Source organism: Sagittula salina, from assembly GCF_017813235.1.
Classification (GTDB): domain Bacteria; phylum Pseudomonadota; class Alphaproteobacteria; order Rhodobacterales; family Rhodobacteraceae; genus Sagittula; species Sagittula salina.
On sequence record NZ_JAGISH010000011.1, the window covers coordinates 26530 to 46916 of the forward strand.

At 66.2% G+C, this 20387-nt stretch carries 20 protein-coding genes, 1 tRNA gene and 2 pseudogenes; 11 read left to right on the forward strand and 12 right to left on the reverse strand.

Annotated elements, in window-relative coordinates:
• Positions 1-26: 26 nt before the first annotated feature.
• Both J5474_RS17580 and tsaE read right to left on the reverse strand, forming a co-directional pair.
• On the reverse strand, positions 27-722 hold the full coding sequence (locus J5474_RS17580) for a nucleotidyltransferase family protein (protein ID WP_245216551.1): 696 nt from the start codon (positions 720-722) through the stop codon (positions 27-29).
• Positions 713-2188 (reverse strand): tRNA (adenosine(37)-N6)-threonylcarbamoyltransferase complex ATPase subunit type 1 TsaE, encoded by a 1476-nt coding sequence (tsaE, locus tag J5474_RS22850; protein WP_245216552.1) that lies wholly within the window; start codon positions 2186-2188, stop codon positions 713-715. The genes J5474_RS17580 and tsaE overlap by 10 nt, the downstream gene beginning before the upstream one ends.
• Between tsaE and J5474_RS23310 the strand changes: the two genes are divergently transcribed.
• Entirely contained in the window at positions 2087-2329 is a 243-nt protein-coding gene (locus tag J5474_RS23310) for an MJ0042-type zinc finger domain-containing protein (protein WP_209362703.1), read from the forward strand. The two genes, tsaE and J5474_RS23310, sit on opposite strands and share 102 nt — an antisense overlap.
• Here J5474_RS23310 and J5474_RS23160 read toward each other — a convergent pair.
• Together J5474_RS23160 and regB are read right to left on the reverse strand one after the other, a co-directional pair.
• The gene (locus tag J5474_RS23160; protein ID WP_209362498.1) at positions 2256-3845 is read right to left on the reverse strand and encodes a PAS-domain containing protein; all 1590 of its coding nucleotides are present in this window, start codon (positions 3843-3845) and stop codon (positions 2256-2258) included. The two genes, J5474_RS23310 and J5474_RS23160, sit on opposite strands and share 74 nt — an antisense overlap.
• Before the next feature lie 153 nt (positions 3846-3998).
• Positions 3999-5393, reverse strand: a complete 1395-nt coding sequence (gene regB, locus J5474_RS17605; RefSeq protein WP_209362501.1) for a sensor histidine kinase RegB — start codon at positions 5391-5393, stop codon at positions 3999-4001.
• Positions 5394-5504: 111 nt separating this feature from the next.
• Here regB and J5474_RS17610 point away from each other — a divergent pair, with 111 nt between their 5' ends.
• Positions 5505-6137: an SCO family protein gene (locus tag J5474_RS17610; RefSeq protein WP_209362503.1), complete on the forward strand. Its 633-nt coding sequence runs from the start codon at positions 5505-5507 to the stop codon at positions 6135-6137.
• Positions 6138-6268: 131 nt separating this feature from the next.
• Positions 6269-6808, forward strand: coding sequence for an ActR/PrrA/RegA family redox response regulator transcription factor (locus J5474_RS17615; protein WP_209362706.1), 540 nt, complete (start codon positions 6269-6271; stop codon positions 6806-6808).
• 121 nt (positions 6809-6929) lie between these two features.
• Here J5474_RS17615 and J5474_RS17620 read toward each other — a convergent pair whose 3' ends face one another.
• Together J5474_RS17620 and J5474_RS17625 are read right to left on the reverse strand one after the other, a co-directional pair.
• Entirely contained in the window at positions 6930-7643 is a 714-nt protein-coding gene (locus J5474_RS17620) for a hypothetical protein (protein ID WP_209362505.1), read from the reverse strand.
• Between the two features lie 113 nt (positions 7644-7756).
• Positions 7757-8350 carry an HD domain-containing protein gene (locus J5474_RS17625; protein ID WP_209362506.1) on the reverse strand — a complete coding sequence of 198 codons (594 nt, stop codon included), beginning with the start codon at positions 8348-8350 and terminating at the stop codon, positions 7757-7759.
• A gap of 187 nt (positions 8351-8537) precedes the next feature.
• On the opposite strand from J5474_RS17625, the gene ahcY reads away from it, so the two are divergent.
• The 3 genes from ahcY (at position 8538) to J5474_RS17640 (ending at position 11524) form a co-directional block, all read left to right on the forward strand.
• Entirely contained in the window at positions 8538-9926 is a 1389-nt protein-coding gene (gene ahcY, locus J5474_RS17630; protein WP_209362507.1) for an adenosylhomocysteinase, read from the forward strand.
• Positions 9927-10045: 119 nt separating this feature from the next.
• A complete protein-coding gene (locus J5474_RS17635; protein WP_209362508.1) occupies positions 10046-11008 on the forward strand; it encodes a ketopantoate reductase family protein in 963 nt (320 codons plus the stop codon).
• A gap of 174 nt (positions 11009-11182) precedes the next feature.
• Positions 11183-11524 carry a DUF2853 family protein gene (locus J5474_RS17640; RefSeq protein ID WP_209362510.1) on the forward strand — a complete coding sequence of 114 codons (342 nt, stop codon included), beginning with the start codon at positions 11183-11185 and terminating at the stop codon, positions 11522-11524.
• Between the two features lie 561 nt (positions 11525-12085).
• Here the strand turns inward: J5474_RS17640 and J5474_RS17645 are convergent.
• From J5474_RS17645 to tsaD, 4 genes are read right to left on the reverse strand one after another with little or no spacing between them, the layout of a single operon-like run.
• Positions 12086-12499: an EVE domain-containing protein gene (locus tag J5474_RS17645; RefSeq protein WP_209362512.1), complete on the reverse strand. Its 414-nt coding sequence runs from the start codon at positions 12497-12499 to the stop codon at positions 12086-12088.
• Positions 12499-12768, reverse strand: a complete 270-nt coding sequence (locus tag J5474_RS17650; protein WP_209362514.1) for a YciI family protein — start codon at positions 12766-12768, stop codon at positions 12499-12501. The genes J5474_RS17645 and J5474_RS17650 overlap by 1 nt, the downstream gene beginning before the upstream one ends.
• Before the next feature lie 3 nt (positions 12769-12771).
• The gene (locus J5474_RS17655) at positions 12772-13737 is read right to left on the reverse strand and encodes an NAD(P)H-dependent glycerol-3-phosphate dehydrogenase (protein WP_209362516.1); all 966 of its coding nucleotides are present in this window, start codon (positions 13735-13737) and stop codon (positions 12772-12774) included.
• A gap of 57 nt (positions 13738-13794) precedes the next feature.
• On the reverse strand, positions 13795-14874 hold the full coding sequence (gene tsaD / locus J5474_RS17660; protein WP_209362517.1) for a tRNA (adenosine(37)-N6)-threonylcarbamoyltransferase complex transferase subunit TsaD: 1080 nt from the start codon (positions 14872-14874) through the stop codon (positions 13795-13797).
• 139 nt (positions 14875-15013) lie between these two features.
• Between tsaD and J5474_RS17665 the strand changes: the two genes are divergently transcribed.
• From J5474_RS17665 to J5474_RS23315, 5 genes and pseudogenes are all read left to right on the forward strand, one after another.
• Positions 15014-15832 (forward strand): uroporphyrinogen-III synthase, encoded by an 819-nt coding sequence (locus J5474_RS17665; RefSeq protein ID WP_209362518.1) that lies wholly within the window; start codon positions 15014-15016, stop codon positions 15830-15832.
• The gene (locus tag J5474_RS17670) at positions 15816-17312 is read left to right on the forward strand and encodes a COG4223 family protein (protein ID WP_209362519.1); all 1497 of its coding nucleotides are present in this window, start codon (positions 15816-15818) and stop codon (positions 17310-17312) included. Before J5474_RS17665 ends, J5474_RS17670 begins: the two co-directional genes overlap by 17 nt.
• Positions 17313-17325: 13 nt before the next feature.
• Positions 17326-18900: a heme biosynthesis protein HemY gene (locus J5474_RS17675; RefSeq protein ID WP_209362520.1), complete on the forward strand. Its 1575-nt coding sequence runs from the start codon at positions 17326-17328 to the stop codon at positions 18898-18900.
• A 46-nt stretch (positions 18901-18946) separates the two neighbouring features.
• Positions 18947-19022, forward strand: a tRNA-Thr gene (locus J5474_RS17680).
• Positions 19023-19083: 61 nt separating this feature from the next.
• Positions 19084-19236, forward strand: a pseudogene (locus tag J5474_RS23315) (DUF6538 domain-containing protein); the annotation flags it as partial.
• Positions 19237-19552: 316 nt separating this feature from the next.
• On the opposite strand, the gene J5474_RS17685 reads toward J5474_RS23315, so the two are convergent.
• Together J5474_RS17685 and J5474_RS17690 are read right to left on the reverse strand one after the other, a co-directional pair.
• Entirely contained in the window at positions 19553-19894 is a 342-nt protein-coding gene (locus tag J5474_RS17685; protein WP_209362521.1) for a hypothetical protein, read from the reverse strand.
• Positions 19895-19964: 70 nt separating this feature from the next.
• Positions 19965-20069 (reverse strand): annotated as a pseudogene (locus J5474_RS17690) (IS5/IS1182 family transposase); the annotation flags it as partial.
• Between the last annotated feature and the right edge of the window lie 318 nt (positions 20070-20387).

Here is a 20387-nt window from a genome sequence, read left to right on the forward strand (position 1 = left end):
GGAGCGCGGGACGGAAGACCGGCAGCCTAGGTCGCGGAGTGGCGGAGCATGTCCTCGGCCAGGCGGATGCCCTCCGGGTGGCCCACGTCGCACCACGTACCGGGATAGGTGACGCCGCAGAAGCGCCCGGCGGTGAGCGCCTCGTTCCAGAGGCGATGGAGGGAAAAGGCGTCTTCCTCGACCTGCGCGAGGCGGGCGGTCTTCACGATCTGGGCGCCGGTGTATACGGCATCGCCCTGCCACGCGAGGTGTCCATCCGTAAGGCTGAAATCGCCGCCGCCCTTGCGGCCCACGGCGCGGGTCAGCGGCACGCATAGCAGCAGCGCGTCCATCTGATCCGGGCTCCACGCCGCGCGCAGGATATCCAGCGGATTCGGCCCGGACCACACGGCGTCGGTGTTCAGGGTAAAGACCGGGCCGGGGCCAAGCAGCGGGAGCGCGCGTTTCAGACCCCCGCCGGTGTCGAGGATCTCGGGGGCCTCCACGCTGACGTGGACATCGGTCCCGGCGAGGTGCCGGACCACCTGTTCGGCGCGGTAATGCGCGTTGACGACACGCGGCGACAGGCCATGGGTCAGGTCGAGCGCGTGGTCCAGCAGCGGACGGCCCGCCACGGGCAGGAGCGGCTTCGGCGTGTCGGCAGTGAGCGCGCCCATCCGCGTGCCGAACCCGGCGGCAAAAAGCATGACGGCGGCGGGGGTTTGCGGGGCGGTTACGGGCATCGGGAGAGAATGCTTTGGATATGGGGGGCGTCGGGCGGCGGCAGTTGGCTGATGATCGGGCGCAGGGGTTCCAGCGCCGGGTGCATCATCTGTGCCTGAATGTGCGACCATGTGCGTGGGAGGAATTCGAGATAGCGCGTCTTGCCCCGCGTCACGGCGAGGCGGGAAAAGACGCCAAGAATGCGCAGGTTGCGTTGTACGCCAAGCACGGCATAGGCGGCGCGGAAGGCCTGCGGGTCGGCGCCGGTGGCGTCGAGGTAGGCCTGGATGCAGGCCGCTTCGGTTTCGGGGCGGACGTCGCGCCGCACGTCGCGGCAGAGCGAAACGAGATCGTAGGCGGTGTTGCCCATAAGCGCGTCCTGAAAGTCGAGCAGCCCGGCGCGGGCGGCACCGGTGCGACCTTCGAGCAGGAGCAGGTTTTCGGCGTGGAAATCGCGCAGGACCATGACATCCTCGGGCGGGGCATGTTCCGCCAGCAGGGGGCGGAAGGTGTCCACGGCCTCCGCCAGCAGGGCGGGCATCTGCGCGTAATGGCAAAAGGCGAGGTCGATGGCCTGCGCGAGGTGGTCCGGTGTGGCCACAGGCAGAGTGGCCGGGGCGGGCGTCGCGTGCAGTTTCACCAGCGCCTCGACCGCGGTGAGGTAGAGGCGCTGTTCGATCTCGGGCGTGACGGCGAGGCGGGCAAAGAGCGCGTCGCCGAGGTCTTCGAGCAGCAGCAGGCCGTCCGCCTCGGCCAGGACAAGCGGGGCGGAGAGGTTGCGCGCGGTCAGGTGACGGGCGATGCGGGCAAAGAGCCCGGTATCACCGGTGGGATCCTGCATGAGGATGGCGCTTTCGCCTCCGGCACGGAGCAGGCGGCTGTAGGATCGGCCAGAGGCATCCCCGGCGAGCGGTTCGGCCAGGGCACCGTCCCAGCCGACCCGATGCAGGAAGGCGTCGATCGTCGTGGCGTGGGCCGGGTCCGGCGCGGCGGAAAGCGCCGCGTGCACGCGGCTGTCCCAGTGCGGATCGCTCCAGGACAGGGACAGGTGGCGGGCGGAGTCTTCGGCGGTGGTGGAAAAGTGCAGTTTCAGGGCGTTCTCCGGGGCGAGGTCGCGCAGCCGGTCGGGCCACTCCACAAGGCAGATCGCGTCGGTGAAGGCGTCGGCGAGGCCGAGCTCCAGAACTTCGTCCGGGTGGGACAGGCGATATAGGTCGGCGTGCCAGAGGGCGCCGTGCGGCGTGTCGTATTCCTGCACCAGCGTGAAGGTGGGGGAGGGCACGTCCTCCTCCTCTCCCAGAAGCGAGCGGATCAGGGCGCGGCAGAAGTGTGATTTGCCCGCGCCGATGCCGCCGGACAGCAGCAGCACGTCACCCGGTCGCAACTGCGCGCCAAGAGCGCGGGCGAGGTCGGCGGTGGCCTCGGGCGTGGGCAGGGTCAGCGCGGGGCAGCGCGAGAGGGCAGGGCTGTCGGCGGTGTTGGACATGGCCCGGAAGATGGGCGATTTCCGCCGCCGCGAAAAGCGCAAAAGATCCCCGGTGCCGCCGGGTCCGTCAGGTGTCCACGGTGTCCTGAGCGCTGGACGGGGCGCTGGTCGGGGCGTTGGACGGGGCGTTGGTCCCGGTGACGGTATTGTCGTTTGTTTCGGTTCGCTGCTGTCGTTGGGGGGCGGGCCGGGGGCGGGTAAAGCGCACCATGGTGGCCCCGGCGGCGACCGGCTCCACGATGCAGAGCAGGTCCTCGCCCTGAAGGGTTCGGAGCGGCGCCTCCCAGCTGGCGCGTTCGCGCAGGGTCAGGACGAATTCGCGCATTTCGGTCCAGATCGACGAGAGTTCGCAGGCGTCGCGCCAGTCGCGGGTGGCGTCCACGATGGTGACCTCGGCAAAGGCGCTGTCGGGGTCGGATTTCCAGCGTTCGCGATAGGCGGCGTTGGAGAAGATCAGCACGCCCAACCGCGAGAAGACCGCCACCGAATCGTCGAGACAGTCGAGCACCGACTGCGTCAGCTCAAGCTCCGAGCGGAAACGCCGGGTCAGGCTGATTTCCGCGCTGATGTCCTCCATCAGGAAGGCCACGGCGCCGTCGGGATGCGGGCGGCCGGTGATCTTGTAGGTCAGGCCGGAGGGCAGGTTCCAGGTTTCGGCGTAGCGGTCTTCGCGCGCGGCGGTGATCACCTGATACAGCTGGTCGCGCCAATTGGTATAATTCTTCGGCTCGGGCATCATGCGGTTCTCGCGCATGGTGTCGAAGAACGACAGCAGGTTCGGGCGCGCGGCGAGGAAATCCACCCGCAGGTGCGTCAGGTCAACCAGCGCCGGGTTGAACAGCACAAGCTGGCGGTTCTTGTCAAAGACCGCGAGGCCGATGGGCAGGTGGGCGAAGGTTTTCGTCAGGGTCTGGACGAAATGGCGCTGGGCCATCTCGGCGTGCACGAGGCTGTCGATGGGGCTGGCGAAATGTACCCAGCCATCGCCCACCGGGGAGGAGGTCAGTTCGAACCAGCTGCTCTCTCCTTCCGGGGAAGGGAGGCTGACACGGGTGCCATGGCTTTGCCGCGAGAGCGGCACCGGCATGTCGAAGGGATTCACCCGGCAATTGTCGTGCCCGTGCTCCTCGCAAAGGGCGGCAAAGGCGTGGTTGTGCCAGGTCACCCGGCCCTCGCCGTCGGTCTGGAAGACGGGGGCGGGCGTTGCCTGGCAGATACCTTCGAGACGGCGGAATTCATCCCTCTCCCTGGCGGCGCGGAAGAGTATAGCGGGTTCGCCCCGCGCGACCGTCAACGACAGTCGCAGGCTGCGCCCGGCGGGCATGGCGGTCAGCTGGGCATCCGGCAGGATGGTGCAGACCCATGCGGCGGGCGCGGTCGGCGGGACCTTCGGCAGGTCCGGGAAACCGGGCAGCAGCGCGGCGCGCAGTTCGGACCACGACGTGCCACGCAATTCCGGCCGGTCGAGCAGGGCACCCGCGCTGGCGGTATAGTCGATCACCGTGCCATCCTGGAAAAGCAGGACCGTCGTTGTCGGGGACGCGTCGCCCATGGACGGCCCTTTTGCCTGCCGCATCATGGCCAGACCCAGCAGCGCGGCGACGAGAATGGCGAGGCCTATGCCTGCGCTGATCGCAATGACATCGAGTTGGTCCACTCCGTCCCCCGTTGCACCTGTCGCCGTCGGGACACTGTAGCACCCACGCTCGTCAACCTGAGGGCGAATTTCACCCCTGGCACAGAATAATTCACTTTGGTTAATGTGGCGTAAACGTCACAGAATACGCCGTGAGTGGGCAGATGGCGCGGGTCAGGCCTCGAAACGCTGGTTTTCACCAAGTCTGGTGCCGGGGCCGCTGGGCGCGACGATCTGCGCGCGGGGCCAGACGACTTCCACGATGGCGCCGCAGGGTGTGCCGGGCGTCGGGTGCGGCGCGTAGGGGTCGGAACCATTGGCAAAGCTCAGCTCTGCCCCGGACCGTTCCAGCAGCGTCTTGGCGATGAAGAGGCCCAGCCCCATGCCTTCATATTCGGGGCGTGCCCTGCGGTCCGCGTCGGAGCGGCGGCGGCGCATGAACGGATCGCCAAGTCGTCCGATCAGATGCGGCGGGTAGCCACGGCCATCGTCGAGAATGCGGATGGAGATGATGTCGTCCGTCCACATCGCCTCGATCCAGACGGTGGAGCGGGCAAAATCGACTGCGTTCTGCACGAGGTTGCGCAGCCCGTGAATGACTTCGGGGCGGCGGTAGACCTCGGGCGCCAGGTATTCGCCGCCCGGACCGGGGCCGTCCTCGATCAGGATGTCCTTGCCGCGGTCCTGGTGCGGTTCGGCGGCCTCGCGGATGACCTCCAGCAGGGGGGCCTGCCGCATGTGCAGGTCGTCCTTCCCGGCGCGCCCCATGGAACGCAGGATATCGCGGCAGCGGTCCGCCTGGGAACGGATCAGCAGGGCGTCCTCCTTCAGGTCGGGGTGGTCGTCGAGTTCCTCCGCCAGTTCCGATGAGGTGAGCTTGATCGTCGCGAGCGGCGTGCCGAGTTCATGCGCGGCGGCGGCCACAACCCCGCCGAGGTCGTTCAGCTTCTGCGCCCGCGCCAGCGCCATCTGGGTGGCGGCGAGCGCATCCGACATCGAGGTCATTTCGCGTGCGATGCGGCGGTTGTAGACCGACAGGAAGGCCAGCGCGATCACCAGCGCGACCCATTGCCCGTAGATGAAGATGTCGGGGATGCGGAGGACAAAGCCTTCGTCGGTGCGGAGCGGCAGATGGTGGGTGATCATCACCGTGACCAGCACCATGGCGGTGGCGCCAAGGATCACGGTGGAGCGCAGCGACAGCACCGAGGCGGAGATCGTCACCGGCCCGATGATGAGCAGGGAAAAGGGGTTGTTCAGACCACCCGTCAGGAACAGCAGGAAGCTGAGCTGCAGGAGGTCGAAGAGCACCATGAGAAAATTCTCCATCTCCGAAAGGCGCTTGCTTTCGGGGAAGACGAACATGGCGACGAGGTTGCCGACGATGGAGACACCCACGGCAAGATAGCACAGCCCCAGTTCAAGCTGGAGGTTGTAAAGCCGCTGTGCGATGACGATGGCCGCGAGCTGGCCGCAGATCGCGACCCAGCGCAGGAGGATCATCGTCCGCAGACGGATCCAGTTGCTGCGGCTCGCTTCGCCGAGGAGGCCGAAATCGGTTGTGCTCATGGGATTTGTTTCGTCTCTTGCGGCCGCGTTGGCAAGCGCCATGGCGCATGCTAGGGGAAACATGCTGATAACCATATGTGACAGTCGGCGAACGTCGGCGGAAAGGGAGACATGACAGCCAGGACCTATGCGATCACCGCCGGGGTGGCGGTCATCCTGTTGCTGGGCGGCACCTTCATCGCCTCGCAGGCGGGGCTTTTCGGCCGTGGCGATGACACGTTTGCCGAGTGCCGCCAGGGTGCGGTTGCGGGCGACATCGGCGGGCCTTTCACGCTGGTCGACAGCCAGGGCAAGACGGTGACCGACAGGGACGTGATCACCGAACCGACGCTGCTGTATTTCGGGTACACCTTCTGCCCCGACGTCTGCCCCTTTGACACGGCGCGCAACGCCGAAGCCGTGGATCTGCTGGCGGAACGCGGAATCAGCGTAACGCCGGTCTTCGTCTCCATCGACCCGGAGCGGGACACCCCGGAGGTGGTGGGTGACTTCGCCTCGAACCTTCACGAAAAGATGATCGGGCTGACCGGCGCGCCGGAGCAGATCAAGGCGGCGAGCCAAGCCTACCGGACCTATTACAAGAAACAGGAGGGCGGCGATCCGGAATACTATCTCGTCGACCATTCGACCTTTACCTACCTCGTGCTGCCGGAGGCGGGTTTCGTCGATTATTTCCGTCGCGAGGTGACGCCGCAGGAGATGGCGGACCGCGTGTCCTGCTTCACCGAGGCCGCGAAGTCCTGAAGCGGGGCCTGAACCGGTTCCCGTCGGGTGCCGCAGGCTGACCTTGCGGCATTTGACCGCGCACCGGGGCGTGGTTAATAGTTTCCTTCACTGGTTTCGCAACAGGAGGCGGGCACTTGGCCGAAGACCACATGGACGATCTGGGTGAGGACAAGTCCCTTCTCCTGGTGGACGACGACGAGCCCTTCCTGAAACGTCTGGCCAAGGCCATGGAAAAGCGCGGGTTCGAGGTGGAAACGGCGGGATCCGTGGCAGCCGGGACGGCGATCGCCACGGCGCGGCCACCGGCCTTCGCGGTGGTGGACCTGCGGCTGGAGGACGGCAACGGGCTCGACGTTGTCGAGGTGTTGCGCGCGAAACGCCCCGACTCCCGCATCGTGGTGCTGACCGGCTATGGCGCAATCGCCACCGCCGTCGCCGCAGTGAAGATCGGCGCGACGGACTACCTGTCGAAACCCGCCGACGCCACCGACATCACCAATGCGCTGCTGTCGAAGACGGACGAACTGCCGCCGCCGCCGGAAAACCCGATGAGCGCGGACCGTGTGCGCTGGGAGCATATCCAGCGGGTCTATGAACTGTGCGACCGCAACGTGTCGGAAACAGCGCGGCGGCTGAACATGCACCGCCGGACGCTGCAACGCATCCTGGCCAAACGCTCGCCCCGCTGAGGGCTGCCCCTACGGAACGCGCCCCAGTCGGGCCAGTCGCGGCGGGCCAGTCGCGGCGGGGGCGTTTTCCCGGAAAAAACGGGGCGAAAACCTTTCTGGTTTCCGGTGCCCGAGAGACACGTCAGAGCAGGGATATGCGGGCGCGGGCGGAGGTCGCCTCGTCCTCCAGCGTTTCCACTTGCAGAATGTGCCAGTCGAGGCCGGTCTGCCCCTTGGCGCGGGCATCCACAAGCGCTGCATGGGCCATCTGCGCCTGCCGTGCGGACAGCGTCAGGGCCTCTGCCACCGCGGCGCGGTTTTGGCGGGCCTTGGCAAGGCGGGCTTCGTATTGCTTCGGGGTCAGGTTGCCCTGATCGCGCTGCATCGTCAGCACTGCCATTTCGTCGTCTTGGGCTGCCATGAAATCCGCCATGCCATCGTTGAGGTGCGCCATCTGTTTTTGCGCGCCGGAAATCGCCGGGGTGACGCGGCTGAGGCGCACGATTTCCACCCGCTTTGCGACTTCGGCGCGGCCCATGGCGTTGCCGACGACCGCGCCGACGGCGCCGCCCGCTACCGCCCCGGCGAGGCATTTCGCCCCCTCGGAGGCCGAGATCACCGCGAGTCCGCAGCCCGCCGCGGCGCCCACGGAGGCGCCCTTGATCGTTGCGCGCCGCATCAGGTCCCGCGTCATGACATCCAGCGCCTGGGCTTGTGCGACCATGTCGGGGTCGCCCGCCGTGCCGGAGGTGGAAAACGCCATTGCCCCGGCGTTGCGGCTGACCACGGATGCACCGCCGCATCCGGCAGTGGCCAGGACGCAGAGAGAGAGAATCATGATCCTTGCACGCGACACGGGGAAGCTCCTTCGTAAATGACGAATGGCGGCTAATTCCGCCTTTGTTTCCTTATGGCGTGCGAATCAGGCGATTTTGCGGCGAATTGTTTCAGCTTCCCCGATTTGAGCGTTCAGCACTCCGCCAGAAGCGCCGCGTGCCGGGCGGTGAAGGCGTGACGGCATTCGACTGGCGGGCGCAGTTCGATCGTCAGATCGGCGATCAAGTCGCGGTCGGGCTTGCCAAAGAAGCGGTCGGCCTCTGCCTCGGTAAAGCCCGCGATCTGCGTCGCCTCCATCCAGGCAGAAATATTGTCTGCCTTCTTGATCTGCCGTTTCAGACGCGCGGGGGTCAGGGCGGGCAGGCCAAAGCGGATGTGGATGGCAGCCGCCAGGCGTTTGTCCAGATCGCCGTATTCAGGACCGACAGCCGCCTTCACCGGGGAAATCATGTCGCCGATGACGTATTCCGGCGCGTCGTGCAGCAGGGCAGTCAGGCACTGGGCAGCGCTCGCCTTCGGGTTCTGGCGGGCAAAGAGCGCTTCTACCAGCAGGGAATGTTCGGCCACGGAATAGGCGAAATCGCCTTGGGTCTGGCCGTTCCAGCGCGCCACGAAGGCAAGCCCATGGGCGATGTCCTCGATTTCGATGTCCACCGGGGTCGGGTCGAGAAGGTCGAGCCTGCGGCCCGAAAGCATGCGCTGCCATGCGCGGGGGGATCTGGCCATCGTCGGTCGCGTCCTGCCTTGCCCGGCGCCGTTTCCGCCGGTCCTCGTTCGTCCGGAATTGTCTAGTCCGGTGTCGCGCAGAATTCAAAGGGCCGTTGCCGTGCAGTTCCCGGAGCGGTGTCATTGCCTGTTAATCACCTTGATGGTAACTCCGCGCCAAAGCTCGTTTGCAACGGAGGCACCCCCGGTGACCCAGGATTACGTCGTCAAGGATATTGCGCTGGCCGATTTTGGCCGCAAGGAACTGGACATCGCCGAGACTGAAATGCCCGGTCTCATGGCGCTGCGCGTCGAATACGGTGAGGAAAAGCCGCTGAAAGGCGCGCGGATCGTTGGGTCGCTGCACATGACGATCCAGACGGCCGTGCTGATCGAAACGCTGGTGGCGCTGGGCGCGGACGTGCGCTGGGCCTCGTGCAACATCTTCTCGACGCAGGATCACGCGGCTGCGGCGATCGCGGCGGGCGGCACGCCGGTCTTCGCGGTGAAGGGGCAGACGCTGGAAGAGCACTGGGATTACCTCGACCGCTCCTTCCAGTTTCCGGACGGCGCGAACATGATCCTCGACGACGGCGGCGACGCGACGCTGTATGTCCTGCTGGGCGCCCGCGCCGAGGCCGGAGAAGAGATCATCCCCGTGCCGCAGTCGGAAGAAGAAGAGGTCATCAAGGCGCAAATCAAGAAGCGCATGGCGGCCTCCCCGGGCTGGTTCACCAAGGTCAGGGAAGCGATCAAGGGCGTTTCCGAGGAGACCACCACCGGGGTGCATCGCCTGTATGACCTGCACAAGACCGGCCAGCTGCCCTTCCCGGCGATCAACGTGAACGATTCCGTCACGAAGTCGAAGTTCGACAACAAGTACGGCTGCAAGGAATCGCTGGTCGACGGCATCCGCCGCGCCACCGACGTGATGATGGCGGGCAAGGTCGCCGTCGTCTGTGGCTACGGCGATGTGGGCAAGGGCTCTGCCGCGTCGCTGCGCGGCGCCGGCGCGCGGGTGAAGGTCACGGAGGCCGACCCGATCTGCGCCCTGCAGGCGGCGATGGACGGATTCGAGGTCGTGCTGCTGGAGGACGTGGCGGCGGATGCCGACATCTTCATCACCACCACCGGCAACAAGGACGTGATCCGCATCGAGCACATGCGCGAGATGAAGGACATGGCCATCGTTGGCAACATCGGCCATTTCGACAACGAAATCCAGGTCGCGGCGCTGAAGAACCACAAGTGGACCAACATCAAGGACCAGGTCGACATGATCGAGATGCCCTCGGGCTCGCGCATCATCCTGCTGTCCGAAGGGCGGCTGCTGAACCTTGGCAATGCCACCGGGCACCCGTCCTTTGTGATGTCGGCGTCCTTCACCAACCAGGTGCTGGCGCAGATCGAACTGTGGAAGAACGGGGCGGACTACAAGCCGGGCGTCTATATCCTGCCGAAGCATCTGGACGAGAAGGTGGCGCGGCTGCACCTTGGCCGAATCGGCGTGAAGCTGACGACTCTGTCGTCGGAGCAGGCGGCCTATATCGGCGTCTCGCCCGAAGGGCCGTTCAAGCCGGAACACTACCGCTACTGACGGTGGGTTGAAAATCCATCCTGTGCCGGTTGGCCGTTCAGCGGTCGGCCCAAGGGTACGGAAGGCCGGGTATACGCCCGGCCTTTTTCGTTGCAGGCTGCGGCAAAAGGGAGGGGTTCATGCGGGTTGTTGTCTACGGGTTGGGCGCGATCGGCGGCAGTGTCGCTGCGCTGTTGGCACGGTCGGGCGTGGAGGTCGTCGCCATTGCGCGCGGTGCCATGCTGGAAGCGGTGCGGGCAGACGGGCTGTGGCTGAAGGCGCCCGGTCTGGAGGTGGTGGAGCACCTCGCCTGCGTGGGTCACCCCGCGGAGATCGACTGGCGCGCGGACGACATGGTGCTCTTGTGCATGAAGACGCAGCACACCCCCGGCGCGCTGGAGGATCTGCGCGCGGCGGGAGTGACCGACCAGCCGTTGTTCTGCCTGCAGAACGGCGTGACGAACGAGGACCTCGCGCTGCGGCTATTCCCGAACGTGCACGGCGTCACGGTGATGATGCCCGCGACCTACCTTCACCCCGGCAAGGTGGTTTGTAACGGCGCGCCGAAGTTCGGAGTCTTTGACCTGGGCCGCTACCCGCGCGGGGCGGATGCAGCGGACCAGGCACTGGCGATGGTGTTGGACGGCGCGGGGATGGCGGGGTTCGTGCGTGAGGACGTGATGGCGTCCAAATACGGCAAGCTTCTGGTAAATCTGGGCAATATCCTTGAGGCTTCGCTGGGGCGGGGGGCGGATTTCGGCGACCTGTCCGCCCGGATGAAGGACGAGGCGGAGGCGGTGTTGCGCGCGGCGGGCATCCGGGTCGAGCGGCGCGGGGACGCGGACCCGGCGAAACGCGCGCTGATGAACGGCACGGAGGTGGCGGGAGAGGCACGCCCCGGCGGGTCTTCGGCACAGAGCCTGCTGCGCGGTGCCGGCAGTATCGAGACCGACTGGCTGAACGGCGAGATCGTGCGCCTCGGGCGGCTTCACGGCGTGCCCGTTCCGGTGAACGCGGCCATGCAGGCGATGGGCGCGCGACTGGTGCGCGAAGGGCTGCACCCGGGGGCCCTGACGCTGGAGGCGGTCGCGGCGGGGCTTTGATCGCGGACCGCGGGGCAAACGACACCGGAACACCCGTTCGCGGGCAGGGGGAAAACGGGGGACGCATTTTCCTTGCCAGCTTCCCCCACGTGATTCACCATGTTTTCCGAGGCCCGGCGGGGCCGCATCGAAAAAAACGGGCGCGCGGCGTCCACGGAATGAGGGAGAACACCATTGGGAAAGCGTGACGAGCTGATCCAGCGATATGCGGATGATCTGCGCAACAAGTGCGGCATGGAGCCGGACATGAACCTTCTGACCAAGGTGACAATTGGTTGCGGTCCGTCGATCTACAATGCCGACAGTTCGACTGTGGCGTCGAGCCAGGCCGGCGAGCTGGACACCGTGAAGACCAACTTTCTCATGAAGAAGCTGGGCCTTTCGGACACTCCCGACCTGATGGACGCGATCAATCAGGTAATCGAGACCTACGGGAAGTCCGAGCGCAACAAGTACCGCGCCGTGATCTATTACATGCTGACGAAGCATTTCGGTAAGGAAGCGGTCTACGGCTGACCGGGTCGAACCGTGATCGAGGGACCGTCGGAGAGATCCGGCGGTCATTTCTTTTGTCGGGCTTTGCGGAAAATTGCGGGTACTCGACGTTTGCCAGAAGGCACGCCCGAGGGTATGGTTCTTGCAAATCTGGCTAGAACGGTCAGGCCCAAAATCCAGTTTCACGTGTGGTGCGTAGGGAGCACGTGGGTGAGAGGGGGGCCTTGGCTGCTGCCGGGGTCCCCCGCACACGTTTCCGAAGCCCTCCAGGATGCCGGTCGACCGGTAAACAACGCGCGTTTGCATCGCTTTCGTAATAAATGTCGCGTTTTCGCCAGTGTTGTGGGGGACTGTGTCAGCGGTCGGGGCGGGTCCAGGGCCGGTCTTGTGAGGATGGCCCTGGCCCGCCCGGCAAGGGAGCCGTGCAACCCGCGCGCTGTAAAAGCCGACCGGCTCTGTACGGACGCGGTGCTGCCGCTCGACGTGGTCGTTCTGTTCTACCCGCCAGGACCGTGCCGAGACGGGTCTTCTTCCGCAGTTGCCAGTAACGGAAAGGGTGTCCGGAGGGGCACGCTCAGTGCGTCAGAGGCCGCCGAGCGTGCGGACGATCTGCCATTCCTCGGCCGTGACCGGCTGAACCGAAAGGCGGGACTGGCGGACAAGCGCCATCTCCGACAGGCGCGGGTCGGCCTTCACCGTGTCGAGCGTGACGAGCCTTGGCAGGGGTTCAACCGCCTTGATATCGACGCAGTCCCAGCGCGGGTCGTCGGTGGTGCTGTCCTGGTGGCTTTCAGCGATGACTTCGACGATGCCGACCACGGCGCGGTCCTTTTGCGAGTGATAAAAGAAACCGAGATCCCCCACCGCCATCTGCCGCATGAAGTTTCGCGCCTGGTAGTTTCGCACCCCGTTCCATTCCTCGCCTGCGTCGGCCTTGGCCACCTGATCGGCCCACGACCATGCATCGGGTTCGGATTTGAAAAGCCAGAAGGCCATCAGATGACTTTTTTCCAGGCACGGAGGGTGACGGACTGGAACAGCCCGGCCTTGGCGTAGGGGTCGTTGTTGGCCCAGTCCTGCGCGGCGGCCGTGTCGGCCACGTCGAGGATGACCAGCGATCCGGCCATTTCGCCCGCGTCGTCGAGCAGCGGACCGGCCTGCGTCACGACGCCGGTCGCCTCGATATAAGCGAGGTGGGCGTCGCGGTTGTCCTTCCGGACCTGCAGGGCGCCGGGTTTGTCAAAAGCCATCAGGGCAATCAGCATGTGTCATTCTTCCTTGAGCGGTCTGGACAGCAATTGATCCATTGCGTCCCGGACCGTCAAGTCGCCCGTGGTCAGTTCCGCCACCGCTGCGGTAATCGGCAAGGGGAGGCCGTTCTCCCGTGCGACGCGCGCGGCGGCGCGGGCGGTGGCGGCGCCTTCCACGGTCACCGAGGGGTCGAAATCCTCCCCCCGGCCCAGCGAAAGGCCGAAACGGAAGTTGCGCGATTGTTCGGAGGTGCAGGTCAGCACGAGGTCGCCAAGGCCGGAAAGGCCGGCCATGGTTTCCGCCCGCGCGCCCATGTGGGTGGCAAGGCGCGTCATCTCGGCGAAGCCGCGCGTCATCAGGGCGGCGCGCGCGCTGTCGCCCAGACCGGCGCCGATACAGGCACCGCAGGCGATTGCCATCACGTTCTTCATCGCGCCGCCAAGCTCGGCGCCGATGGTGTCCGTCGTGGTGTATAGCCGCAGAACCGAGGTGGAGAGACCCTTTTGCAGTGCCTGGCCCGTCTCTTCGCTGCTGCAGGCGAGCGTCAGCGCCGTTGGCAGGCCCTGGGCGATGTCATTGGCAAAGCTCGGACCGGTGAGCACTGCGGGCGGCGTGCCGCCCGGGCGGGCCTTTGCCCAGAGCGAGGAAACGCCGAGGCCGCTTTCCATGTCTATGCCCTTGCAACACAGCACGACGCGGGCATGTCCAGCCCTGTTCCCGATACGGTCGAGCAGTTGATGCAGGCTTTGTGCCGGAACGGTGATGAGCAGCGTTTCCGCCTCCAGCGCACGGTCGAGGTTCGCCGTGGCGGTCACACGCGTGGGGATGCGGATACCGGGCAGCCGCGGCGATGAGCGGTGATCGCGGATGCGCGACACGGCGTAGGGGTCGCGGCCCCAGATCGTCACAGGGCGATCTTCGCGCGCGAGCGCAATGGCGAGAGCGGTGCCAAAGGCGCCCGCTCCGAAAACCGAAACCGTCATGCAAAGGCGTCCTTCATGCCGTCTCCTTTTGTGGTGCCGGGTGTCGTGCCCTTGGGGTTACGACTTGGCACCCTTCTTTCCGTGACCGACCAAAGGTGCGGCCCTCCGGTCCAGTGGCCAGCGTGGCCGGGCCTGCAGCGACATGTCATGCGACACGCCCGCCGCCAGCAGTTCCCCGCCGGCATAGGCGATCATAGCGGCATTATCGGTACATAATCGTAACGGCGGGGCGGTGAATCTGATTCCAAAGTTAATGCAAACTGATTCAAGCGCGGTGCGAATGGCCATGTTCGCAGCCACCCCGCCCGCCACGGCAAAGGCCGGTTCGGTGGGGGTTTCATTCATGTAAAGCCCTATGGCACGGCGGGTTTTTTCGGCGAGCACGTCGCGCACGGCGGCCTGAAACCCGGCGCAAAGCGCTGCGCGGTCGGCCCGTGTCAGCCCGTCGCGGTCGGCGATGATCTGGTCGCGCTGGCGCATCAGAGCGGTTTTCAGACCGGAAAACGACAGGTCGCAACCGGGGCGGTCCAGCAGCGGACGGGGGAATCGGTACAGGGTTTCGTCGCCATTGCGGGCCTCGATCTCTACCGAGGGACCGCCGGGCTGGGGCAGGCCCAGCAGGCGCGCGGTCTTGTCGAAGGCTTCGCCGGGCGCGTCGTCGATGGTGCCGCCGAGGCGGGTGAAATCCTGCGGCCCGCGCACGATCAGGAACTGGCAGTGCCCGCCGGACACCAGCAGCATCAGGTACGGATAAGCAAGCCCGTCGGTCAGCCGCGGTGTCAGCGCGTGGCCGGCGAGGTGATTGACCCCGATCAGCGGCTTTCCCAGCGCGGCCGACAGCGCTTTGGCCATCATGACGCCGGACAGGACGCCGCCGATCAGTCCCGGCCCGGCGGTTGCCGCGATGGCGTCGACGTCGGCCAGTGTGACGCTGGCCTCGTCCAGCGCGCGTTCGACGCACAGATCCAGCCGCTCGGCATGGGCGCGCGCGGCGATTTCGGGCACGACGCCGCCGTAGGCTGCGTGCAGGCTGTTCTGCCCCTCGACAACCGAGGACAGCACATCGCGGCCCCGAACCAGCGCGGCGGCGGTGTCGTCGCAGCTGCTCTCCAGCCCGAGGATCAGCGGTTCGGCCATGGTGCGCTCCCGTTGCCATGAATGCGGCAAGGGGTTACCACCGGTGGACGCCCCCCACAATGTCCCCGGGGGCAGGCGCCGACAACAACGCGCCTGAAGGGCAGGGGCGCGCCCCAAATGCCCCGGCACCGGAGGTCAGATGCCCGACGCCCGCCCGATCCTTCTGATGACCCGGCCGCAGGCGGTTTCGGAGGGGTTCATCGCCGCGCTTCGGGGACGGGGCGCGGTCTTTGATCCGATCATCTCTCCGTTGATGGACATCGTACGGCTGCCGGTCGACGTCCCGGCGGAGGACGTGCGGGGCCTGATCTTTACCTCGGCGCACGGGGTCGCTGCGTGGCAGGCTCTGCCAAAGGGGCGTTCCCTGAAGGTTCCGGTCTACGTAGTGGGGCAGGCGACAGCGCAGGCAGCGCGCGGCATCGGGCTGTACGTGGCGCATGTGGCGCAGGACGCCGATGCGCTGGTAGAGGCGCTGACGGCGGCTCGGGTCGCCGCGCCGCTACTGCGGCTGGCGGGGCGGCACCAGCGCGGCGAGGTGGCGGAAAGGCTGACCAATGCGGGGCTGCCCACGCGCACGGTGACGCTGTACGATCAGCCGCAGCAGCCGCTGAACGAAAGTGCTCGCGCGGCGTTGATCGGGACGGTGCCCGTGGTGGCGCCGGTATTTTCGCCGCGATCGGGCAAATTGCTGGCAATGAACCGCGTTGAAGCGCCGCTTCTTGTCGCGGCCATGAGCGAAGCAGTGGCCATCGCCGTTGCGCCGCTCCATATAGAGGTACTGAAGGTCGCGGCGCGACCCGACTCGCCGGCAATGCTGGATGCGGTGACGGCCTTGCTGGTCGAGGCCGCGAAACCGGCGCAGTCACTGGCGCAGTCACGGGCGCGCGGCGGGGACGCGCCGGAGGAGACCCCCGAGGGGGCAGGTAAAAGGGTGACAGGACGTGGCAGACACGACTGAGAACAAGACCGACAGGGAAAAGACAGCGGGGGAGACCCCGAAGGATACGGCCAAGACCGAAGCGCCCGAGGGCGCGCTGCACGGAACGCGCGACGCCGAGACCGCGACCGAAGGGACGCTGGAGGCGGGCGCAGAGGCCGAGGCGACCACCGACGAGGTCACGGACGGCGCCTTTGAGGCGGAAACGCCGGAGGGCGATGCGACCCTCACGGGGACCACCGAAGCCGAGGCGCAAGGCGCAGGGCCCGCCACGGCAGAAGCCGAAGCAGCGGCGTCGGAGACCACAGATTCCGAGCCCATGGATTCTGAGACGACAAGCGCAGCGCGCGCCGGGAGCGCCGCGTCCGACGCCACGCCGGAGGACCCCACAGCGACCGCCACAGAGACAACCCGCGATGAGCCGGCCCCGGCCAGCGCGCCGGTGCCTGCAGTGGTCCAGAAGAGCAGCGGCGGATTCTTGCCGCTGTTGCTGGGGGGCGCCATCGCGGCGGGCCTTGGCTATGGCGCGGCATGGTACGGGCTGACGCAGCCCAACCCTTTCGAGGACGAAACACGCGCCGCCCTCAGCGCGCAGGACGAACGGCTTTCCGGTCTCGACGCGGGCGCGGGCAGCCTTCGTGGGCAGGTCGAAGATCTGCAACAGCAGGTCGCGGGCATCGACCTTGGCACGCTGCAAAGCGGTTTTGCCGGGGTGCAGGACAGCCTGACGCAGATGGACGGCCGCCTGACCGGCCTGAACGAGCAGATCGTCGGGCTGGATGGCCGCATCACGGAACTGGAGAAGCGCCCGCTGGAGGCTGCCGTATCGCCGGAGGCTATCGCCGCCTACGAGCGCGAGCTGGACCAGCTTCGCGCCGCCGTGGATGAGCAGCAGGCCTCGCTGGAGGCGGAAAAGGCCGCGCTCTCGCAGCAGCTTGAGGAAAAGACCGCCGAGGTCACGAAGATCGTGGAGGAAGCCCGCGCGCTGGAAAGCTCTGCCGAGGATCAGGCCCGCGTCGCCGCGGCACAGGCCGCGCTCGCGGATGTGCTGGCCCGCGTACAGGCCGGTCAGCCCTATGCCGAACCGCTGGCCACCGTGTCGGACAGCGGCGTCAGCGTCCCGGAGGCGCTGTCCACTGCGGCCGCCGACGGCGTGCCGACCATGGCGGCGCTGGGCAACGAATTCCCCGATTCCGCGCGGGCCTCGCTCGCCGCGTCGCGCAAGGCGCCATCCGAACAACCCTCCGGGCTTGGAAGTTTCTTCCAGAGCCAGCTGGGCGCCCGTTCCGTCACGCCTAAGGAAGGGAGTTCGGTCGACGCGATCCTGTCGCGCGCCGAAGCCGCCGTCAGGGCCGGGGACCTCGATACCGCGCTCGCGGAGCTGGATGCCCTGCCCGAAGGGGCGCGGCCGCCGCTGGCGGACTGGATGGCACGCGCCACCCTGCGCCGGGATGCGTTGGCCGAAGCTTCGGCACTCTCGCAGCAACTGAATCAGAAATAAGGGGTGCGTCAGCATGTTGTGGTCACTCATCAAGATCGTCGTTTTCGTCGCACTGGTCGCCGCGCTGACCCTCGGGCTCGGTTACCTCATCGAGGCGGATGGCTCGGGGCTGGCGCAGGCCCGCATCACTCTGGCCGGGGTGGAATACACGCTTACACCGCTGATGATGGTTCTCGGCGCCATCGTCCTCGTTGCGGCGGTCTGGGTTCTCATTCAGGTGGTTGCGCTGCTGGTCGCCACTCTGCGGTTCATCAACGGCGATGAAACCGCGCTGTCGAGGCATTTCCACCGCAACCGCGAACGCAAGGGATACGAGGCGCTGTCCGAAGGCATGATGGCGCTGGCTTCGGGCGAAGGACGGCTTGCCATCGCCAAGGCGCAACGCGCGGAGAAGTACCTGCACAAGCCGGAACTGACCGACCTGATCACCGCGCAGGCGGCGGAAATGGTCGGCGACCGCCAAAAGGCGGAGCAGGTCTACAAGCGCCTGCTGCAGCGTGATTCCACGCGCTTTGTCGGCATCAGGGGTATCATGCACCAGAAGCTCGCGGCGGGGGATACCGACACCGCGCTGGCCCTGGCCGAACGCGCCTTTGCGATCAAGCCGAAGCACGAAGAGGTGCAGGACACTCTGCTGCGCCTGCAGGCCGAAAAGGAAGACTGGGCAGGCGCGCGAAAGACCCTGTCGGCCAAGCTGAAGCACGGATCCCTGCCGCGCGACGTCTACAAGCGGCGCGACGCGGTGTTGGCGCTCAGCCAGGCGACCGAGATCGAGAACCGTGACGAGAGCCTCGCCGCCGCCGAAAAGGCGATCGAGGCGAACAGGAATTCGCCGGACCTCGTCCCCGCCGCCGCAAAGGCCGCCCGCGCCTACATCGCGCAGAAGCGCCCGCGCAACGCCATGCGCGTGCTCAAGAAAGCGTGGGAGACCCACCCGCATCCCGACCTCGCCGCAGCCTTTGCGGAGATCGAGCCGAACGAGACCCCCGACCAGCGCATCAAGCGTTTCGTGCCGCTGACCCGGATCAACCCGGAGCACCGCGAGACAAGGCTCCTGCTGGCGGAACTGAACCTCGCCGCCGAAAACTTTCCCGAAGCGCGCCGGTCACTGGGCGATCTGCCGGAGAAGGAGCCTGACGCCCGCGTTCTGGCCATCATGGCGGCCATCGAAAAGGGCGAGGGCGCGAAGGATCAAGTGGTGCGCGCCTGGCTGGCCAAGGCAGTCACCGCGCCGCGTGGTCCGCAGTGGGTCTGCGAGAATTGCAACACGATCCACGGCGACTGGCGACCCACCTGTTCGAACTGCGGGGCCTTTGACACGCTGTCCTGGAAGACCCCGCCGCAGTCTGAGGTCGTGCTGCCCGCAGGCGCCAACATGTTGCCGCTGATTGTCGGCGCACTGGAGGACAAGTCCACCGAGGATCAGGCGGAACCCTCTCCCGCCCCTGCGGATGTCATCGACATCAGCCCGGCCACTGCCGCGCGCCCCGAGACGGCGCAGGCATCAACCACCGCCTCGACCGAGGCAGAGGACGCGGAGATCGTCGGAGAGCCAGTTCCGGAAGCCGACAAGAAAGCCGCAAGTTAGGGCTTTTCAAGGTGCGGACGGCCTGCTATTGGGCCGTCCACCAGATGCCGGTGTAGCTCAGCTGGTAGAGCACGTCATTCGTAATGATGGGGTCGGGGGTTCGAGTCCCTTCACCGGCACCACTAACAGGCCCGAGCCATTGATAAGCCTCAGCTTTGACACGAGCTGACATAGGCGTAGACCATGGCGAAGACCAAAATCACCCCGACATCCGTGCCGTTTACATTTGTAAAGGCGGGCATCTTTTACTTCAGCCGACGCGTTCCGCGTGATCTTCGGCACCGTTATTCTTCCAATCGAGTATCGTATTCGCTTTGGACACGGGCGGCCGCAATCGCCGCGTCTCGGGCGACCAAGGCGGCCCAGCAGCTTGATCAGTTCTGGTATCATCTGCGGGTCGAAGAGACGGACATTCCTGGCAAGCACCTCATCCGGCAAGCCGTCAACGACTCGCCCGGCGTCATCACCGCACCTCAGCTTACTGCTGTAGCCACACAGAGCGCCGCTGTGAGCCTTACTGAAGCTATCTGCGCTCAAAAGCAAGGGGCGTCCTGCCACCTTCCAGCGGGCTGCAGAACGCGCCTGTGGCTACGTCACCGACGTATGCGGCGACAAGGACATCACGCAGTACACCTAGGCGGACGCGAATCGCTTACGGGACGACCTTATCGAGCGCAAGCTGGCGGGCAGCAGCATCACGAGGGTCTTCGGGACCGTGCGCTCGGTCATCAACTTCGCCGCCAGCGAGATCGGCATCGACTTCACCAATCCGTTCGGCAAGGTCTACTACGACCGCAGGCTTGAACTCGGCCAGCTTCAGGGGCGAGCGGAGGCCCATCGCCTCGATGCCATGGCGCAGGACTTCGAGCGTCCCGCGCTGGTCGATCTGTTTGCGCAGCCGGTCCAGCACCGCATCCGCGCCGCGCTTCTCCAGCACGTCCCAAGCCTTGGGCTGTGACACCCGCACCCAGTCCAGCACATCCGCCGGGAACATGGCTCGCTCCGCGTCATACCGCGCCGAATCCGCCGGGTCGAAGGCCCAGCCATGCGCGGCCAAATGGGCGCATATCGGGGTCGAACCAGATCGTCAGCGAGCCACGGCGCTTGAGCGCTTCATTGTAGGCTGGCCAGTTCTTGGTCTTGTAGGTCGGGGGTGTAGGTCTGCTCATGCACCCCAGCTACTACGCTGGATTCATGAGATGAATCCCACACGGGATTTGTGCAACATGTGTAATCGCCCCATGCGAAAGAGGTAATTTTAGAGCTGGCTGCCGCGTGTCACCGGGTGCTGAAATGTGTCCGGCCTCAAGATGCGGCGTCGAGCATGCCGCGGGCCCGCATGGTGTTCGAAGGTCGGGTCCAGATCAAAGCCGCGTGCTCGATGGCACTCTGTTGCGCACTGGTTCTCCCGATCCCGTCTCTCGACTGTTGCGCCAAACTGCTCCTTGCCCTCTTCCGCTCCGACGTTCTCGCGATCGACGGTCGGC

Bases quoted from the DNA above. Each gene is read 5' to 3' on its own strand.
- J5474_RS17625 (WP_209362506.1), bottom strand. From the start codon at position 8,350: ATGGCCAGATCCCCCCGCGCATGGCAGCGCATGCTTTCGGGCCGCAGG.
- J5474_RS17685 (WP_209362521.1), bottom strand. From the start codon at position 19,894: ATGTTCCCGGCGGATGTGCTGGACTGGGTGCGGGTGTCACAGCCCAAG.
- J5474_RS17645 (WP_209362512.1), bottom strand. From the start codon at position 12,499: ATGGCCTTCTGGCTTTTCAAATCCGAACCCGATGCATGGTCGTGGGCC.
- J5474_RS17655 (WP_209362516.1), bottom strand. From the start codon at position 13,737: ATGACGGTTTCGGTTTTCGGAGCGGGCGCCTTTGGCACCGCTCTCGCC.
- J5474_RS17650 (WP_209362514.1), bottom strand. From the start codon at position 12,768: ATGCTGATTGCCCTGATGGCTTTTGACAAACCCGGCGCCCTGCAGGTC.
- J5474_RS17610 (WP_209362503.1), top strand. From the start codon at position 5,505: ATGACAGCCAGGACCTATGCGATCACCGCCGGGGTGGCGGTCATCCTG.
- J5474_RS17665 (WP_209362518.1), top strand. From the start codon at position 15,014: ATGCCCGACGCCCGCCCGATCCTTCTGATGACCCGGCCGCAGGCGGTT.
- J5474_RS17615 (WP_209362706.1), top strand. From the start codon at position 6,269: ATGGACGATCTGGGTGAGGACAAGTCCCTTCTCCTGGTGGACGACGAC.
- J5474_RS17635 (WP_209362508.1), top strand. From the start codon at position 10,046: ATGCGGGTTGTTGTCTACGGGTTGGGCGCGATCGGCGGCAGTGTCGCT.
- tsaD (WP_209362517.1), bottom strand. From the start codon at position 14,874: ATGGCCGAACCGCTGATCCTCGGGCTGGAGAGCAGCTGCGACGACACC.
- J5474_RS17580 (WP_245216551.1), bottom strand. From the start codon at position 722: ATGCCCGTAACCGCCCCGCAAACCCCCGCCGCCGTCATGCTTTTTGCC.
- regB (WP_209362501.1), bottom strand. From the start codon at position 5,393: ATGAGCACAACCGATTTCGGCCTCCTCGGCGAAGCGAGCCGCAGCAAC.
- tsaE (WP_245216552.1), bottom strand. From the start codon at position 2,188: ATGTCCAACACCGCCGACAGCCCTGCCCTCTCGCGCTGCCCCGCGCTG.
- J5474_RS17675 (WP_209362520.1), top strand. From the start codon at position 17,326: ATGTTGTGGTCACTCATCAAGATCGTCGTTTTCGTCGCACTGGTCGCC.